16 protein-coding genes are annotated in these 14,909 nt (G+C 64.2%); 14 read left to right on the top strand and 2 right to left on the bottom strand.

Going from position 1 to position 14,909, the window contains the following annotated elements:
• Window position 1: 1 nt before the first annotated feature.
• The 7 genes from AO268_RS07110 to AO268_RS07080 are packed head-to-tail and all read left to right on the top strand — an operon-like array spanning window position 2 to window position 5,955.
• Entirely contained in the window at window positions 2-421 is a 420-nt protein-coding gene (locus AO268_RS07110) for an ExbD/TolR family protein (RefSeq protein WP_099168271.1), read from the top strand.
• Complete coding sequence (locus AO268_RS07105) at window positions 418-1,122, top strand: energy transducer TonB family protein (protein WP_099168270.1); 705 nt, start codon at window positions 418-420, stop codon at window positions 1,120-1,122. The genes AO268_RS07110 and AO268_RS07105 overlap by 4 nt, the downstream gene beginning before the upstream one ends.
• 39 nt (window positions 1,123-1,161) lie before the next feature.
• Window positions 1,162-2,853 (top strand): putative porin, encoded by a 1,692-nt coding sequence (locus AO268_RS07100; protein WP_099168269.1) that lies wholly within the window; start codon window positions 1,162-1,164, stop codon window positions 2,851-2,853.
• Window positions 2,854-2,870: 17 nt separating this feature from the next.
• Window positions 2,871-3,497, top strand: a complete 627-nt coding sequence (locus tag AO268_RS07095) for a DNA repair protein (RefSeq protein WP_099168268.1) — start codon at window positions 2,871-2,873, stop codon at window positions 3,495-3,497.
• 21 nt (window positions 3,498-3,518) lie between these two features.
• A complete protein-coding gene (locus tag AO268_RS07090) occupies window positions 3,519-3,995 on the top strand; it encodes a YbjN domain-containing protein (protein WP_099168267.1) in 477 nt (158 codons plus the stop codon).
• The gene (locus AO268_RS07085) at window positions 3,992-4,927 is read left to right on the top strand and encodes a peptidylprolyl isomerase (RefSeq protein ID WP_099168266.1); all 936 of its coding nucleotides are present in this window, start codon (window positions 3,992-3,994) and stop codon (window positions 4,925-4,927) included. The genes AO268_RS07090 and AO268_RS07085 overlap by 4 nt, the downstream gene beginning before the upstream one ends.
• 50 nt (window positions 4,928-4,977) lie before the next feature.
• Window positions 4,978-5,955 (top strand): LysR family transcriptional regulator, encoded by a 978-nt coding sequence (locus AO268_RS07080; RefSeq protein ID WP_099168265.1) that lies wholly within the window; start codon window positions 4,978-4,980, stop codon window positions 5,953-5,955.
• A gap of 157 nt (window positions 5,956-6,112) precedes the next feature.
• On the opposite strand, the gene AO268_RS07075 is transcribed toward AO268_RS07080, so the two are convergent.
• Together AO268_RS07075 and AO268_RS07070 are read right to left on the bottom strand one after the other, a co-directional pair.
• Window positions 6,113-6,541 (bottom strand): hypothetical protein, encoded by a 429-nt coding sequence (locus tag AO268_RS07075; protein ID WP_099168264.1) that lies wholly within the window; start codon window positions 6,539-6,541, stop codon window positions 6,113-6,115.
• 82 nt (window positions 6,542-6,623) lie between these two features.
• On the bottom strand, window positions 6,624-7,550 hold the full coding sequence (locus tag AO268_RS07070; protein WP_099168263.1) for a LysR substrate-binding domain-containing protein: 927 nt from the start codon (window positions 7,548-7,550) through the stop codon (window positions 6,624-6,626).
• A gap of 205 nt (window positions 7,551-7,755) precedes the next feature.
• On the opposite strand from AO268_RS07070, the gene AO268_RS07065 reads away from it, so the two are divergent.
• The 7 genes from AO268_RS07065 to AO268_RS07035 all read left to right on the top strand — a co-directional run bounded on the left by AO268_RS07065 (window position 7,756) and on the right by AO268_RS07035 (window position 14,343).
• The gene (locus tag AO268_RS07065; RefSeq protein ID WP_099168262.1) at window positions 7,756-8,703 is read left to right on the top strand and encodes a branched-chain amino acid ABC transporter permease; all 948 of its coding nucleotides are present in this window, start codon (window positions 7,756-7,758) and stop codon (window positions 8,701-8,703) included.
• Complete coding sequence (locus AO268_RS07060; protein WP_099168261.1) at window positions 8,700-9,800, top strand: ABC transporter permease subunit; 1,101 nt, start codon at window positions 8,700-8,702, stop codon at window positions 9,798-9,800. The genes AO268_RS07065 and AO268_RS07060 overlap by 4 nt, the downstream gene beginning before the upstream one ends.
• On the top strand, window positions 9,797-10,570 hold the full coding sequence (locus AO268_RS07055) for an ABC transporter ATP-binding protein (protein ID WP_099168260.1): 774 nt from the start codon (window positions 9,797-9,799) through the stop codon (window positions 10,568-10,570). The genes AO268_RS07060 and AO268_RS07055 overlap by 4 nt, the downstream gene beginning before the upstream one ends.
• Window positions 10,563-11,279, top strand: a complete 717-nt coding sequence (locus tag AO268_RS07050; protein ID WP_099168259.1) for an ABC transporter ATP-binding protein — start codon at window positions 10,563-10,565, stop codon at window positions 11,277-11,279. Before AO268_RS07055 ends, AO268_RS07050 begins: the two co-directional genes overlap by 8 nt.
• Before the next feature lie 83 nt (window positions 11,280-11,362).
• Window positions 11,363-12,502 (top strand): branched-chain amino acid ABC transporter substrate-binding protein, encoded by a 1,140-nt coding sequence (locus AO268_RS07045; RefSeq protein WP_099168258.1) that lies wholly within the window; start codon window positions 11,363-11,365, stop codon window positions 12,500-12,502.
• A gap of 117 nt (window positions 12,503-12,619) precedes the next feature.
• Complete coding sequence (locus AO268_RS07040) at window positions 12,620-13,111, top strand: L-2-amino-thiazoline-4-carboxylic acid hydrolase (RefSeq protein WP_057438692.1); 492 nt, start codon at window positions 12,620-12,622, stop codon at window positions 13,109-13,111.
• Entirely contained in the window at window positions 13,108-14,343 is a 1,236-nt protein-coding gene (locus tag AO268_RS07035) for a Zn-dependent hydrolase (RefSeq protein WP_099168257.1), read from the top strand. Before AO268_RS07040 ends, AO268_RS07035 begins: the two co-directional genes overlap by 4 nt.
• The last annotated feature ends 566 nt before the right edge of the window (window positions 14,344-14,909 follow it).

Here is a 14,909-nt window from a genome sequence, read left to right as displayed (position 1 = left end):
CATGGCTTCTGTGAATGCCTCCCACGACGATGACGACGATGCCGCCGTCGACAGCATCAATATCACGCCCCTGGTGGACGTGCTGATGGTGGTGCTGGTGATGTTTATCCTCACCGCCACGGCCCAGGTCTCGGGGATCCAGATCCACTTGCCCAAGGCCAGTGCCTCGGCGTCGTTGTCCGAGGCCAAGACCAAGGCGATCTCGGTGAATGACGGCGGCCAGGTGTTCCTCGACGCCTATCCGGTGACCCTGGGGGAACTGGAAGAGCGCCTGCGCATCGAGAAGGCCCTGAACCCGGAATTCCCGGTGATCGTGCGCGGCGACGCCACGGTGCAGTACCAGAAGGTCATCGAGGTGCTCGATCTGCTGCGCCGCCTGGAGCTGTCCCAGGTCGGCCTGGTCACTGGCAAACCATCATGACCGCACAGATGCCGATCCCGCCCACGCCGGTGAAACAGTCACCGCTGCGCCCGCTGAAGTGGGGCGCCGGCCTGCTGGTGGGCGCCGTGGCCGCGTGGTTTTTGTGGCAGTGGGCCAATGACATGAGTGGTGTGCGCCGCGAAGCGCCCAAGGTGCCGATGATTATCCCGTTGCCGCCCCCACCGCCGCCGCCCCCGGAGCCGCCCAAGGAGCCCGAACCCCAGGTCGAGGAAAAAATCCCGGAGCCGGAACCCACGCCCGCACCGGAGGAGGTCAAGCCCGAGGAGCAGGCACCGCCAAGTCCCGCCGACGACCTGGCCAACCCGATGCAGATCGACGGCGATGCCCAGGCCGGTACCGACGGTTTCAACGTCGGCGCCGGCAAGGGCGGCGGCATGGCCGGGTCCGGTGGGGGCGGCCTGGGCACGGGCACGTTCAAGCAGTACCTGGCCGGGGTGTTCCAGCGCCTGCTGCGCGAAGACCCGGAGTTGCGCAAGAAGGCCTATGCGGTGCAGGCCGACCTGTGGCTGAGCGGCGACGGCGAGGTGACGCGGGTGGAGCTGGCCCAGTCCAGCGGCGATGCCGACACCGACGCCCAGGTGCTGGCGGCACTGCGGGCCACGCCCCGTTTGAAAGAACGCACACCGGCCTCCCTGACGTTGCCGGTGCGCCTGTCCCTCAAGGGCCGACGCCCGGAGTGAGCCAACCTTTTTGCAGTTTTCTACAGGAGTTGTGTGCAGATGATTTCCCACGTGAATCGATTGACCCTGGCGGTCGGCATGGTCATCGCGACCCTGGTCGGCCAGGCAACGGCCGCCCCGGCCGCGCCTTCGGAAAACGCCACGATCAACCTGATCCGCCTGCTGGTGCAGCAAGGCGTGCTCAAGCAGGAACAGGCCGACGGGCTGATCGCCCAGGCCGAGAAAGAGGCGGTGCAGGCACGCCAGAGCACAGTGGCCGCCACCGGGCCTGCGGCGGCACCTGGGGATGTGCGGGTGCAGTACGTGCCGGCCGCCGTGCGTGACCAGATCCGCGACCAGGTCAAGGCCGAAGTCATGGCCACCGCCAAGCAGGAAAACTGGGCCCAGCCCAACACCTTCCCGGACTGGGTCTCGCGTATCAGCTTCGACGGCGATATCCGCCTGCGTGACGAGTCGCGGTTTTTCTCCGGCAATAACAGCAATGAAATCGTCGACTACGCCAAGCTCAACGAGAATGGCCCCTACGATGTCAATAAAGACACCAACACCCGCCTGCCGCCCTTGCTCAACACCCGGGAAGACCGCGGGAACCTGTTCCGCCTGCGCGCACGCCTGGGCATGAAGGCGATCATTGCGCCGCAGTGGACCGCCGGCATCCGCATCGGCACCGGCTCGGACAATAACCCGGTGTCCACCACCCAGACCCTGGGCGGAGGCTTTGGCAAGAAAGATATCTGGCTCGACCAGGGCTACCTGACCTGGAAGGCCACCCAGGACCTGACCCTGACCGGCGGGCGGATCGCCAACCCGTTCTATTCCACCGACATGATGTATTCCAGCGACCTCAACTTCGACGGCGTGGCGGCGATCTTCAACCACAGCCTGAGCAACGAATGGGGCCTGTTCGGCACGCTGGGCGCGTTCCCGGTGGAGTACACCTCCGACACTGCCAGCAGCAACGGCTTCGACAAGGAAGACAGCGACACCAAATGGTTGTTCGGCGGGCAGATCGGCGCCAACTGGAAGATCAACCGCAGCAACAGCCTCAAGGGTGCATTGGCCTACTACCGCTTCGACGATATCGAAGGCCAGCGCTCCAGCCCTTGCTCGCCGTGGGCCGGCGCGCCGGGTTGCGACACCGACGGCTCGCGCGTGGCCTTTATGCAAAAGGGCAACAGCGTGTTCCTGCTGCGCAATATCAGCGCCAACCCGGCGACCCCGGGCCTGACCCCGCAACCGCAATACGTGGGCCTGGCCTCCAAGTTCGATGTGCTGGACCTGAACCTGGTGTGGGACAGCGAACTGCCGCAGGACTTCAAGTTGCGCAGCCAGGCCAACTTCATTCACAACCTGGCCTACGACAAGGACGAGATGCTCAAGCGCAGCGAAGGCGAGATCGTCAACAACCTCAACAGCAAGGGCCAGTTTGAAAGTGGCGGCAATGCGCTGATGGTGCAGTTCACCCTCGGCAGCGCCCTGGAGATGAAAAAGGCCGGCGACTGGAACCTGTTGGCCGGCTACAAGTACATCCAGCCGGATGCCTTGCCGGACGGCTTCAACGACTCGTCGTTCCACCTCGGGGGCACCAACGCCAAGGGCTACTTCATTGGCGGCAACTACGGCATCGACAAGAACATCTACGCCAGCGCCCGTTGGCTGAGCGCCTCAGAGGTATATGGCGCGCCGTTTGAAGTCGATGTGATGCAACTGGAACTGAATACGCGCTTCTGACGCGTCGGGAGAGATCCATGAACATGCGAATTTGCGGGCTGGTCCTGGCCCTGGTCGCCACTGGCGCCTCGGCCGAAGGCCTGGAAGAGCGCCTGCGTACTCAACTGCGCAGCACCACCGCGCAATTGCAGGCGCTGCAAAGCGAGCAGGCCCAGGCCGCCGCCGCAAGGCTTGCCGCCGAAAACCAGGCCAAGCAGGCCCAGGTGCAGATCAAGCAATTGAGCCTGGAACTGGACAAGGCCCGGGGTGTGGCCGAGCAACTGGCCGGCCAGCAGCAGAGCCTCTACAGCCAGGCCCAGGCGCAAGTGGCGGCGAGTGCCGAGCAGACCGGCAAGTTCAAGAAGGCCTATGAGGAGCTGCTGGTGCTGGCCCGTGGCAAAGAAACCGAACGCGCCCGTTTGCAAGCGCAATTGAGCGAACGTGACACACAAGTGCAGCAATGTTCAGCCAAGAATCAACAGATGTATGGCGTGGCCCAGGAGTTGCTCGCGGCTTACGAAAAGATCGATGTGGCCGAGGTCATGAGCATTCGCCAACCGTTCGCCAGCGGCGCGCGGGTCAAGTTCGAGGAACTGGCCCAGGGCTTTGGCGACGGGCTGTACAACAGCCGTTTTGATGCGCCCCAGGCGGCGCTTACTCACTGATCAACCAAGGACCAGACGCACATGAGCGAATTGATGAACAGCGTGACCCCCCAGAGCCTCACCGAGTTGCTGCAAGAGGCCGGCTACCGGGTCAACCAGAGCGAGCAGAACGGCATCGTGCAACTGCTCAGCGCCAGCCAGGGCATCGGCTTTGCCGTGCGCTTCGGCAACCCGGCGGCGGAGCAGGGCGCCTATGTGGATTTCACCTACAGCTGCGCGCTGCGGGTCCAGGGCGAGCTGCCCGAAGGCCTGGCCCAGGTATGGAACGCCTCGCGGCGCTTTGCCCGGTTGTCGGTGCAGGGTGAGTTCCTGCTGATGGAAATGGATGTGGTGGTGGCGGGCGTCGGTGCCCTGCATCTGCGCAGCCAGCTGGAATTGTGGGACCGGCTGCTGCAGGAATTTATCGTCTACCTGCGTGAATACAGCCATACCGCTGCGCAATTGCAGGCCCAGGACGCACCGGGCGTCGACACCCGCGAAGAGGCGCCGGCACTGTGAAAAAACCAACCCTGGTGGTGGGGGCACTGGTCTTGTTGGGGGTGGCGGTGGGCCTCGGCCTGGGCCTGCGCTCGGGCAGCGATCCGGTGGCGGCCCAGCAACCGGCCCCGGTGATCGGCGCAGAGGGCCCGGCGGTGGCGCGCCTGGGCAATCAACAGGTGGACTTAGTGGAGCTGCAGGCGCTGCTGGCGACCTTGCCGGCCGAGTCCCGCGAGCAATTGCGCGCCAATCGCGGCGCCCTGGAAACCTGGATCCGCTCGCGCCTGGCGCAAAAGGCCGTGCTCGAACAGGCCGATGCCCAGGGCTGGCGACAACGCCCGGAGGTGGAGCAACAGACCCGCGCCGCCACCGAGCAGATCGTGTTTCGCGACTACCTGCTGTCGGTCAGCCAAGTGCCGGCCGACTACCCCAGCGCCGCCGAGTTGCAGCAGGCCTATGACAGCGGCAAGGCGCAGTGGATGACGCCGCCGTTGTACCGGGTCAGCCAGATCTTCCTGGCGGTGGATGGCCCACAAGGCACCGAGGCCGTGCGGCGCCAGGCCCAGGACCTGAGCCGCCGGGCCCAGGCCGCGCCGGCGGAATTTGCCGGGTTGGCCAGCCAGTACTCCCAGGACGCAGGCAGTGCCGGGCGCGGCGGGGATACCGGCCTGCAACCCTTGCAGCAACTGGTGCCCGAGGTGCGCACGGTGGTCGCGCGCCTTAAACCGGGCGCCGTCTCGGACGCGGTGCAAAGCGCGGCGGGGTTCCATGTGCTTAAGTTGACCGAGCAACAACCGGCGCGCACCGCCAGCCTCGACGAACTGCGCCCACGCCTGACCGAGGCCCTGCGGGCCCAGCGCCAGGAGCAGATTGCCAAGGCCTACCTGGAAGGCATGCTCAACACCGCCACCTTGAGCATCGACGGTGCGCAGCTGAACCAGGTACTGCAATAGCAACGACTGACTGCATGGATGCACAGACCCAATAAGACAGGGAGTTCCCCATGGACTATCTAGAGCCCGCATCACCCCACGGCATGATGCCCTACCGCGCGCCCGGCGAACCCCGGGAAGCCTGGCTGGCCCTGGCCGCCGGCATCGACCCGGAGGTGGCGCGCTATTTCCTGATCAGCGCCCGCTGCGGCTGCTTTATGCAGGCGGCGCGCAGCCTGAATATCAAGGCCACCCTGCTGCGCAAACGCCTGGCGCTGCTGGAAGAACAGATGCGCCGTTCACTGTTCAGCTACCAGGGCAACGTCCTGGCGCTGAGCCGTGACGGCCAGCAACTACAGGCGCGCTTGGTGACCCTGGCCAATGAACGGCGTGTGCCGGTGCAGGAGCAGCCGTTGATTCGCCTGGCGGTGGCCGAGACCATCTTGCATGACATCCTCGGGCGCGACCTGATCGCCCTGCTGCGTCGCAATGCCAGTGTGCGCCTGGAGATTGTCAGCATCGACAGCCCGCAGGCGCTGCAGGCGGTAGAGGCCGATGTGGTGCTGTGGCTGGCGGGCGTCGACTCGCCGCAGCCGGGGCCGGGTTTTGCCACCCACCCACCGCAGGCGCTGGCCTGCCTGGATTACGTGCCGCATATCGCCAAGCGCTACTCACGCCTGGCCGCACGGCCAGACAGTGTGGATGACTTGGCGGACTACATGCTGGTGCAATGGCAGCCCGACGGCTTGGTCGAGGCGCTGGCGCCGTGGAACCGCCTGGTGGAGCAGCGCGTGGCCGGGGTAGTGCAGGTGCAGGCGTATCCGTTGATGCTGGAGATGATCCGTTGCAGCGCGTGCATCGGGTTATTGCCGCGCTACATGAGTTGCTTTGACCGGGGCTTGCTGGCGTTACCGGGGTTGTTTGCCCAGGACATGCAGCGCCAGGTATGGATGGCGGTCAATGCCGCGGCAGCGCATCCGCAGGCGGTGCAGATGATGGTGACGATGGTGGTCAACACCTTCGAGGAACGGCGGGAGTGGTTTGGCTGAGTTTGAGGTAGTGCGCATCTGCTTCCCTGTAAGGCAGCGAAGATCAAATGTGGGAGCGGGCTTGCCCGCGATTACGGTGGATCAGTACCAGATTGACTGCCTGACACGACGCTATCGCGGGCAAGCCCGCTCCCACATATAGGGATCAGGTTGGCTGTCAGGCCGCCACAGCCTGTAGCTGCAACGCACCCTCGACATCCTTGACCAGCCCACTGGCCAGCAACAGCGGCAGCAAACGCTTGTGCAACTGCGGCTCGACAAACGCCTTCACCGTCTCCAGCGCCAAGTCGCCACTGCCAGGCAATTCGGCCTTGGTATAGGACAACCAGGCCTTTTTCAGCATCTGCAACACATCACTGCCCGCCGTCAACGCAAAGCGCCGGTGGGCCACCTGGCCCTGGAAGTTGAAGCTGTGCTGATACTCGTAACCTTTCTCGTCACCCGCGCTGGCAACGCAGCGTACGCAGGTGCAAGGGCCTTCGCCAAAGGCCGCCTGCAGGTAGCTATTGAAGTCCACTACGGGCTTGAGCGACAGGCGCTTGTCCACCTCGAACAGGTCGCCGGTTATTTTTGCGTCGTTACTCAAGGTGCATTTCCTCGCAGGTCTACAGCTGGTTTTTCAAAGCGCGACATCATACCAGCTTGCAGGGAACACCTTATTCTTCAGGTCACAAATCCCTGCTACCGGGGTCTGTGGCGGTTTGGCCCAGGCGGCCCTTGATCCAGTCGTACAGGTTATTGCCCTCGCTCGACAGCTCGCTGTTGGCCCGGCGGCACAAGTAGTACTGGCGCCCGTCGTCCACCTGCACGTCAAACAATTGCACCAGCTCACCCCTGGCTACCAGTGGCGCCACCAACGGCGCCCGCAGCAGCGAGCAGCCAAGGCCAGTGAGGGTGGCGACCAGGGTCAACTGGCCGTCCTCCAGCAGCAGGCCATTGTGCGAGTTGGCGTGGTTGGCCTCGGCGGCCTCGAACCATTGGCCCCAGGTGCCGCGTTCTTCGTCGTGCAGCAGTGGCAGTTCGCTAAGGGCCTGGGGGCGGTCGAGAGGGCCGTGGCGCTGGAGGAACTCGCGGCTGCAAAACGGCGTGACTGCGCCGCTGATCAGTGGCTCGCTGTGATAGCCCGGCCAGTGCCCGGTGCCAAAGCGGATCGACAGGTCGGCAGCATCGCTGGGGTAGCTGCGGTGGTTGGCGTAGGTGATGTTGATATCCAGCGCCGGGTTGGCGCTCAAGAACTGCGGCAGGTTCGGAATGAACAGGTGGGTCGCGAACATCGGGATCAGGCTGATGGTGACCTGGCGCGTCGCGCTTTTTTCTCGCACATGTTCGGTGGCGCTGCGCAGTACCGCGAATGCCGAGCGAATCGCCCGGTAGTACTCGCGGCCTTCTTCGGTCAACCCCAGGTTACGGCCCTGGCGCAGGGTCAGGGGTTGTTGCAAGAAGCTTTCGAGCAAGTGCAACTGATGGCTGACCGCCGAGGGCGAAACCCCCAGTTCGCGGGCGGCGGCATTCACCCCGCCATGGCGGGCGAAGGCCTCAAAGGTGCGCACGGCACGCAAGGGTGGGTCATTGGCTAACTGTTCTAAATTATTCATGTGTTGAATTAAATACTAACATTGATCGCAATGAAAGTGCCGTAATTGCCATTAATTTGGCGTGTATGGCGCTTTATTGGCAGGGTATAAGAATATTCCTATCGGATATTTGATAAATTTAGAATAAATAACTAGTGTTCCGCGATCTGGTTTCCGGCCGACGCCCTTGAGCGCTGGCCTTTTGTGTATGGAGTTGATGGTTCCCATGGATGCGTTTATCCAGCAACTGCTTAACGGCTTGCTGTCGGGCAGTCTCTACGCGCTAGTGGCCTTGGGTTACACCATGGTCTACGGCATTTTGCGGATCATCAACTTCGCCCACGGCGACGTGTTGATGATCGGCGCGCTGGTGGGCCTGTCGGTGATCCGGGTGTTGCAGGCGGCCTGGCCGGATATGCCGCCGGTGCTGTTGCTGCTGGTGGCGGCAATGATCGCCATGGCCTTCTGTGCGGTGCTGGCGGTGGTGATCGAGCGCATTGCCTACCGGCGCTTGCGTAACGCCCCGCGCCTGGCGCCGTTGATCAGTGGCATCGGCGTGTCGCTGTTGTTGCAGACCGTGGCGATGCTGGTCTGGACCCGTAACCCGCAGATGTTCCCGCAATTGCTGCCCCTGGAACCCATCGAAGTGCTGGCCGGCGACGCCACCCATGCCGCCGTGACCAATGCCACCGCGTTGACCACCATTGGCGTGGCGTTAAGCCTGATGGTCGGGCTGTTGCTGTTGGTCGAGCGCACGCGTTTTGGCCGGGCCATGCGCGCCGTGGCCGAGAACCCGCAAGTGGCGAGCCTGATGGGCATCAACCCCAACCGCATCATTGTCCTGACCTTCGCCATCGGCGGCGCCCTGGCCGCGCTGGCGGGCATCATGATGGCCAGCAACTATGGCAGCGCGCATTTCTATATGGGCTTCTTGCCCGGCATCAAGGCGTTTACCGCGGCGGTGCTGGGCGGCATCGGCAACCTCAAGGGCGCCATGCTCGGCGGCCTGTTGCTGGGGCTGATCGAGGCCCTCGGCACCGGCTACCTGGGGGCCGCCACCAACGGCGTGTTCGGCAGCAACTACCAGGACGTGTTCGCCTTTATCGTGTTGATCGCGGTGCTGGTGTTCCGGCCCCAGGGGTTGTTGGGCGAACGACTGGCGACCCGCGCATGAGCCTGGCTACCGCTGTGAGTCCTTCGAGCAAGCGCGCCAGCCTGGGGTTGCTGCTGTTCGCCCTGGCCCTGGTCTTGGCCCCGTGGATTGTCGGGCATGCCGGCGGCAATACCTGGGTGCGCACCCTGGACTTTGCCCTGCTGTACATCATGTTGGCCCTGGGCCTGAATATCGTCGTCGGTTATGCCGGTTTGCTGGACATGGGCTTTATCGCCTTCTACGCGGTGGGCGCCTACCTGGCGGCATTGCTGTCATCGCCCCATCTGCTGCAACAGTTCCCGGCCTTGCTGGCGCTGATGCCGGAGGGCATGCACACCTCGATCTGGCTGATCTTGCCGCTGGCGGCGCTGCTGGCGGCCGGGTTCGGCGTGATCCTTGGCGCGCCGACCCTGCGCCTGCGCGGCGACTACCTGGCCATCGTCACCCTGGGCTTTGGTGAAATCATCCGCATCCTGCTGCGCAACCTGGACCGCCCGGTGAACCTCACCAACGGCCCCAAGGGCATCGCCCAGGTCGATCCGGTGACGTTGCTGGGGGTCAACCTGGGGCGCACCCAGGAACTGTTCGGCCTGCGCTTGCCCTCGGTCTACCTCTATTACTACCTGTTTGCCGCGCTGGTGGTGCTGATCCTGTTTGCCTGCATTCGCCTTCAGCGTTCGCGCATTGGTCGCGCCTGGATGGCGATCCGCGAGGACGAAGAGGCGGCCCAGGCCATGGGCCTCAATACCTTGCGCCTGAAGCTGCTGGCATTTGCCATTGGCGCGGCGTTCGGCGGTATCAGCGGGGCGCTGTTTGCCTCGTTCCAGGGCTTTGTTTCACCGGAATCCTTCACCCTCAATGAGTCCATCGCCGTGTTGGCCATGGTGGTGCTCGGCGGCATGGGGCATATCCCCGGGGTGATTCTGGGCTGCGTGTTGCTCGCGGCCCTGCCCGAAGCGTTGCGCGCCAGCATGGGCCCCTTGCAGCAGGCGCTGTTTGGCCAGGTGCTGGTGGACCCGGAGATTATCCGCCAGCTGTTCTACGGCCTGGCGTTGATTCTGGCGATGCTGTATCGACCCGCCGGCCTCTGGCCGAGCCGCACAGGAGGTGCACCTTGAATCATCCGTTATTGCAGATCGAGAAGGTCAATAAACAGTTTGGCGGCGTGGCCGCGCTCGATGACGTGAGCTTGAGTATCGAGGCCGGGGAAATCTACGGCCTGATCGGGCCCAATGGCGCCGGCAAGACCACCTTCTTTAATGTGATGACGGGGCTGTACACCCCGGATTCCGGGCGCTTTCAACTCGACGGCGAAGAGTACCAGCCCACGGCGGTGCATCAGGTGGCCCGTGCCGGCATTGCGCGTACGTTCCAGAATATCCGCCTGTTCAACGCCATGAGCGCCCTGGAAAACGTCATGGTCGGGCGCCATGTGCGCACCCATAACGGCGTGTGGGCGGCCTTGAGCGGGCATTCGCGCGGGCGCGAGGAAGAAGCACAGACCCGCGCCCACGCCCACCGCCTGCTGGCCTATGTCGGCCTGGCCGGGTTTGCCCACTACCGCGCCGACAGCCTGTCCTACGGCCATCAGCGGCGCCTGGAGATTGCCCGCGCCCTGGCCACCGAACCGCGCCTGCTGGCCCTCGACGAGCCGGCTGCTGGGATGAATGCCAGCGAGAAAGTGCAACTGCGCAGCCTGCTGGAAAAAATCCGCGACGACGGCCACACCCTGCTGCTGATCGAGCATGACGTGAAGCTGGTGATGGGCGTGTGCGACCGCATCAGCGTGCTGGACTATGGCCGGGTGATCGCCGTGGGGGCGCCGGCCGAAGTGCGTCGCCACCCGCAAGTGATCCAGGCCTACCTGGGAGCCGGCGCCCATGTCTGAAGCGTTGTTGCAGATTAACGGCCTGAAGGTGCGCTACGGCGCCATCGAGGCGGTCAAGTCCCTGGACCTGCATATTGATGAAGGCGAGCGGGTGACGCTGATCGGCGCCAATGGCGCCGGCAAAAGCTCCAGCCTCAAGGCCCTGACCGGGTTGCTGCCGGCCGCGGCGGGGCAGATCCGCTTTGCCGGGCGCTCGATCCTCAGCCTGGCACCCCATGAGCGCCTGACCCTGGGCATTGCCATGGTGCCCGAAGGGCGCGGCATCTTTGCGCGCATGAGCGTGCTGGAAAACCTTCAGGCCGGGGCCTTCCTGCGCCGCGACCCGCAGCAGGTGAACCTGGAAATCCGCCAGTTGTTCGAGCACTTCCCGCGCCTGGAAGAGCGCTTGCAGCAATCGGCCGGCTTGCTCTCCGGCGGCGAGCAGCAGATGCTCGCCCTGGCCCGTGCGCTGCTGTCCAAGCCGCGGTTGTTGGTGCTCGACGAGCCCTCCATGGGCCTGGCGCCGATCATGGTCGAAAAACTGTTCCAGGTGATTGATGATGTGTGCCGCCAGGGCATGACCCTGCTGCTGGTGGAGCAGAATGCGCGCCTGGCGCTGCAAGTGACCGACCGCGCCTATGTGATGGACACCGGGCGCATCAGCCTCAGCGGCGCCAGCGCGCAATTGCTCGACCACCCCGAGGTGCGCAGTGCCTACCTCGGTGAATAACCCATGACAAACGCCACCGGACGCCCGGCGTGTTTCGCCCACCCCACAGGCCATGAGGGCCTGATGAGAAACAGGAAAAACTGATGAACAAGACTGCCCCCTTCAAACGCGTACTGTTGTTGAGCCTAGCCCTCTGCGGTGTGGCCCAGGCCGACCAGACGGTCCTGATCGGCTTGGCCGGGCCCTTGACCGGCCCGTCGGCGCGGATCGGCAAAGACCTGGAAAACGGCGCGCAACTGGCCATTGACCAGGCCAACGCCAAGCACCCGAAAATCAACGGCGAGGCGGTGACTTACAAGCTGGTTTCCGAAGACGACCAGTCCGACCCACGCACCGCCGTCACCGTGGCCCAGCGCCTGGTAGACGAAGGCGTAGTCGGCGTGGTCGGCCACTGGAACACCGGCACCAGCATCCCGGCGGCGCGGGTCTACCATGACGCCGGGATTGCCCAGGTCGCACCGGTGGCCACCGGTCACGCCTATACCCAGCAAGGTTTCGACACCAGCTTTCGGATCATGGGCCATGACGATGACGGCGGCCAGGTTGCCGGCGACTATGCGCTCAAGACCCTCAAGGCGCAGCGCATCGCCGTGATCGACGACCGCACCGCGTTCGGCCAGGGCCTGGCGGACCAGTTCGTCAAATCCATCGAGGCCGGTGGCGCCAAGGTGGTTGCCCGCGAATACGTGGACGACAAGACCATCGATTTCAGTGCGGTGCTGACCAATATCCGCGGGCAGAACCCGGACCTGATTTTCTTTGGCGGCGTCGACTCCCAGGCTGCACCGCTGGCCCGACGCATCAAGCAGTTGGGGATCAAGGCACCGTTGATGGGCGCGGGCGGCTTTGTCAGCCAGACCTTCCTGCAACTGGCGCAGAACGAAGGCGAGGGCGTGATCGCCCTGGAGCCGGGCCTGGCCGTGGCACAGATGCCGGGTGGCAAGGCCTTTGAAGAGGCCTACAAGGCACGCTTCAAGAGCAATATCGAGCTGCATGCGCCGTTTGCCTATGACGGCGTGGGTGTGCTGATCGCCGCCATCGAACAGGCCAACTCCACCGACCCGCAGAAGTACCTGCCGGTACTGCGCGCCATCAGCTATCCAGGCGTGACCGGAACCCTCGCGTTCGATGCCCAGGGCAATCTGCAGAACCCGTCGTTCACCGTTTACCAGGTCAAGGCCAATCAATGGCAGCCGGTAAGCGTGGCTGGCGGCAAAAAGTAACGCGCTGGATCTAAGCGTAGGAGCGTCCCATGTGGGAGCTGTCTCGCTCCGCGAGGCTGCTCCTACATTTGGCAGCACCCACACTGGATCTTCGCAAGCATTTAGATGAGGCACACCATGAGCAAACTTGAAGGTGAACTGGGCATCCTGGCCCGCCGGCGTATCGAAGCCGAGATCATCAAGCCGATCTACGAAATCCTCGTGCGCGAGCAGGGCAAGGCCTTTGCCGCCGCGGTGATTGGCGAAGCGGTGGGCAACGCCGCGATCCAGGCCGGCAAGCACTTTGCCGCCCAGGAAGAGCAGGGCGCCGACCTCAAGAGCTTCGTTGAGCTGCAAGTGCTGTGGGAAAAGGACGACGCGCTGAAAGTCGAGATCATCGCCAGTGACGCCGAGCATTACGACTATGACGTCAAGCGCTGCCGCTATGCCGAGATGTACCACGAGATGGGCCTGGGCGAGATCGGCCACCTGTTGTCGTGCAACCGCGACGAGCTGTTTATCGTCGGCTACAACCCCAATATCGAATTGACGCGCACCCAGACCATCATGGGCGGCGCGCCAAGCTGTGACTTCCGCTACCACGCCAAGCCCCGGGAGCCACGCTCGTGAGCGCCCTGGCACGGGTCAACGGCGAGCGCCTGTGGGACTCGCTGATGGAAATGGCGCAGATCGGCGGCACGCCCAAGGGCGGCGTGTCACGCCTGGCCCTGACCGACGAAGACCGGCGCGGCCGCGATCTGTTCGTGGCCTGGTGCACGGCGGCCGGGTGCAGCATCCGTGTGGACGCCATGGGCAATATCTTCGCCCGCCGCGCCGGCCGCCACGACCACCTGGCCCCGGTGCTGACCGGCTCCCACGGTGACTCGCAACCGGCGGGCGGCAAGTTCGATGGCATCTATGGCGTGCTCGCCGGCCTGGAAGTGCTGCGCACCTTGAACGACCTGGGCATCGAGACTGACCGGCCGATCGAGGTGGTCAACTGGACCAACGAAGAAGGCTCGCGTTTTGCCCCGGCGATGATTGCCTCGGGGGTGTATGCCGGGGTGTTCGACCTGGAATACGGCCTGTCCCGCGAAGACAAGGCCGGCGTGACCATCGGCCAGGCGCTGCAACAGATCGGCTATGCCGGCCCGCACCCGGTGGGCGGCCAGGCGGTGCATGCGGCGTATGAACTGCATATCGAACAGGGCCCGATCCTCGAAGCCCAGGACCTGACCATCGGCGTCGTCACCGGCGCCCAGGGCCAGCGCTGGTATGAAGTCGAGTTGAGCGGGCGCAGCGCGCATGCCGGCACCACGCCCATGGATCACCGCCTGGATGCACTGCTGGGCTTTGCCCGGGTGGTGGAGGCGGTCAACCAGATCGGCCTGGCCCAGGGCGCCGAAGGGCGGGCGACGGTGGGCATGGCCAACATCTTCCCCAACTCGCGCAATGTGGTGCCGGGGCGGGTGTTTTTCAGCGTCGAGTTCCGCCATCCCGATGAAGCGGTACTGGCCGTGCAGGATCAGCAACTGCACGCAGCGGTGGCGCGGATCGCCGAGGGCATTGGCTTGCAGGCCAGCGTCAAGCAGATCTTCCAGTACGCGCCGATTGCCTTCGACAAAGAGTGCGTGGCCGTGGTGCAGGCTGCGGCCGAGGTTTTGGGTTATAGCCATCGGCGCATGATTTCCGGGGCCGGGCATGATGCCTGCTACCTGAACCAGGTCGCGCCGACGGCGATGATCTTTGTGCCGTGTGTGGAGGGCTTGAGCCATAACGAGGCGGAAGCGATTCACCTGCACTGGTCCACGGCCGGGGCCGATGTGCTGTTGCAGGCGATTCTGGCTTCGTCGCGCGAGTAAGCTGAAGACCTGATCCCTTGTGGGAGCTGTCGAGCTTCAGCGAGGCTGCGATAGCGGTGGTTCAGTCAACATTAATGCCAGCAATGCCGCCGCCATCGCAGCCTCGCCGGGGCTCGACAGCTCCCACATTATTTTGGGCCAGCTGGCATACCGTGTTCGCTATAGGACGCCAGCGTTAAGGCACGCAGCTCTCACAAACACCGAGAAACCTTGTGGGAGCTGTCGAGCTTCAGCGAGGCTGCGATAGCGGTGGGTCAGCCACCATCAATGCCAGCAATACTGCCGCCATCGCAGCCTCGCCGGGCGAGACAGCTCCCACATTATTTTGGGCCAGCAGGCATACCGTGTTCGCTGGAGGGCGCCAGCGTTAAGGAACACAGCTCCGGCAAACACCGAGAAACCCTGTGGGAGCTGTCGAGCTTTAGCGAGGCTGCGATGGCGGTGGGTCAGCCAACCTCAATGCCAGCAATACTGTCGCCATCGCAGCCTCGCCGGGGCTCGACAGCTCCCACATTATCTTGGGCCAGCAGGCATACCGTGTTCGCTGGAGGGTGCCAGCGTTAAGG

This window comes from Pseudomonas sp. ICMP 8385, assembly GCF_002699915.1.
GTDB classification, from domain to species: Bacteria; Pseudomonadota; Gammaproteobacteria; order Pseudomonadales; family Pseudomonadaceae; genus Aquipseudomonas; species Aquipseudomonas gessardii.
This window is presented reverse-complemented; position numbering and strand designations above follow the sequence as displayed.

Coding starts and splice junctions, on each gene's coding strand:
- AO268_RS07110 (WP_099168271.1), top strand. CDS start 2: ATGGCTTCTGTGAATGCCTCCCACGACGATGACGACGATGCCGCCGTC.
- AO268_RS07105 (WP_099168270.1), top strand. CDS start 418: ATGACCGCACAGATGCCGATCCCGCCCACGCCGGTGAAACAGTCACCG.
- AO268_RS07100 (WP_099168269.1), top strand. CDS start 1,162: ATGATTTCCCACGTGAATCGATTGACCCTGGCGGTCGGCATGGTCATC.
- AO268_RS07095 (WP_099168268.1), top strand. CDS start 2,871: ATGAACATGCGAATTTGCGGGCTGGTCCTGGCCCTGGTCGCCACTGGC.
- AO268_RS07090 (WP_099168267.1), top strand. CDS start 3,519: ATGAGCGAATTGATGAACAGCGTGACCCCCCAGAGCCTCACCGAGTTG.
- AO268_RS07080 (WP_099168265.1), top strand. CDS start 4,978: ATGGACTATCTAGAGCCCGCATCACCCCACGGCATGATGCCCTACCGC.
- AO268_RS07070 (WP_099168263.1), bottom strand. CDS start 7,550: ATGAATAATTTAGAACAGTTAGCCAATGACCCACCCTTGCGTGCCGTG.
- AO268_RS07065 (WP_099168262.1), top strand. CDS start 7,756: ATGGATGCGTTTATCCAGCAACTGCTTAACGGCTTGCTGTCGGGCAGT.
- AO268_RS07060 (WP_099168261.1), top strand. CDS start 8,700: ATGAGCCTGGCTACCGCTGTGAGTCCTTCGAGCAAGCGCGCCAGCCTG.
- AO268_RS07050 (WP_099168259.1), top strand. CDS start 10,563: ATGTCTGAAGCGTTGTTGCAGATTAACGGCCTGAAGGTGCGCTACGGC.
- AO268_RS07045 (WP_099168258.1), top strand. CDS start 11,363: ATGAACAAGACTGCCCCCTTCAAACGCGTACTGTTGTTGAGCCTAGCC.
- AO268_RS07040 (WP_057438692.1), top strand. CDS start 12,620: ATGAGCAAACTTGAAGGTGAACTGGGCATCCTGGCCCGCCGGCGTATC.